Annotated in this window: 2 rRNA genes (1 of these 2 cut by a window edge); both read right to left on the bottom strand. The window is 54.2% G+C overall.

Features of this window, described 5'->3' with window-relative positions:
* Nucleotides 1–114: ribosomal RNA gene (gene rrf / locus ACVOLQ_RS02500) — 5S ribosomal RNA — on the bottom strand; the annotation flags it as partial.
* Nucleotides 115–239: 125 nt separating this feature from the next.
* Nucleotides 240–1,861: ribosomal RNA gene (locus tag ACVOLQ_RS02495) — 23S ribosomal RNA — on the bottom strand; it runs 1,256 nt beyond the window's last position.

Genomic DNA, 1,861 nt, shown 5'->3' with positions numbered 1-1,861 from the left:
CCTGACGATGACCTACTCTCGCACAGCTTAGGCTGCACTACCATCGGCGCGGCTACGTTTCACTTCCGAGTTCGGGATGGGATCGGGTGGTTCCATAGCGCTAATTTCATCAGGGAGACGGTTGGAGCGTCGCCATCCAAACAACGGATTTAGGCGCCTGCCTCTCATGGATCTTGTGACGTAGCGTGCACTTGGACTTCTATCGACATGTCATGTCGGCCAAGGCAACTTGAGGTTATATGGTCAAGCCACACGGATCATTAGTATCAGTTAGCTCAATGCATTGCTGCACTTACACACCTGACCTATCAACCACATAGTCTATATGGTTCCTTTAGGGGGCTTGTGCCCCGGGAAGTCTCATCTTGAGGCGCGCTTCCCGCTTAGATGCTTTCAGCGGTTATCGCTTCCGAACATAGCTACCCGGCAATGCCACTGGCGTGACAACCGGAACACCAGAGGTTCGTCCACTCCGGTCCTCTCGTACTAGGAGCAGCCCCTCTCAAACTTCCAACGCCCATGGCAGATAGGGACCGAACTGTCTCACGACGTTCTGAACCCAGCTCGCGTACCACTTTAAATGGCGAACAGCCATACCCTTGGGACCGACTACAGCCCCAGGATGTGATGAGCCGACATCGAGGTGCCAAACACCGCCGTCGATATGAACTCTTGGGCGGTATCAGCCTGTTATCCCCGGAGTACCTTTTATCCGTTGAGCGATGGCCCTTCCATACAGAACCACCGGATCACTAAGTCCTAGTTTCCTACCTGCTTGATCCGTCGATCTTGCAGTCAAGCACGCTTATGCCTTTGCACACAGTGCGCGATGTCCGACCGCGCTGAGCGTACCTTCGAGCTCCTCCGTTACTCTTTAGGAGGAGACCGCCCCAGTCAAACTACCCACCATACACGGTCCCCGATCCAGATAATGGACCTAGGTTAGAACGTCAAGCACGACAGGGTGGTATTTCAAGGATGGCTCCACTGCAGCTAGCGCCACAGTTTCATAGCCTCCCACCTATCCTACACAGACGAACTCAACGTTCAGTGTAAAGCTATAGTAAAGGTTCACGGGGTCTTTCCGTCTTGCCACGGGAACGCTGCATCTTCACAGCGATTTCAATTTCACTGAGTCTCGGGTGGAGACAGCGCCGCTGTCGTTACGCCATTCGTGCAGGTCGGAACTTACCCGACAAGGAATTTCGCTACCTTAGGACCGTTATAGTTACGGCCGCCGTTTACTGGGGCTTCGATCAAGAGCTTCGCCTTGCGGCTGACCCCATCAATTAACCTTCCAGCACCGGGCAGGCGTCACACCCTATACGTCCACTTTCGTGTTTGCAGAGTGCTGTGTTTTTGATAAACAGTCGCAGCGGCCTGGTTACTGCGACCCTCTTCAGCTATAGCTCGCATGAGCCACCAAAAAGGGTGCACCTTCTCCCGAAGTTACGGTGCCATGTTGCCTAGTTCCTTCACCCGAGTTCTCTCAAGCGCCTGAGAATTCTCATCCTACCCACCTGTGTCGGTTTACGGTACGGTCTGCGTAAGCTGAAGCTTAGGAGCTTTTCCTGGAAGCGTGGTATCAGTGACTTCGCCTTAAAGGCTCGTCTCGGTGCTCGGTCTTAAAGGATCCCGGATTTGCCAAAGATCCAAACCTACCGCCTTTCCCCAGGACAACCAACGCCTGGTACACCTAACCTTCTCCGTCCCTCCATCGCACTTACGCGAGGTGCAGGAATATTAACCTGCTTCCCATCGACTACGCATTTCTGCCTCGCCTTAGGGGCCGACTCACCCTGCGCCGATTAACGTTGCGCAAGGAAACCTTGGGCTTTCGGCGTGCGGGTTTTTCACCCGC

Source organism: Stenotrophomonas sp. STEN031 (assembly GCF_056759975.1).
Note: the sequence above shows the minus strand (reverse complement) of the source record. Positions and strands in the feature narration are given on the sequence as shown.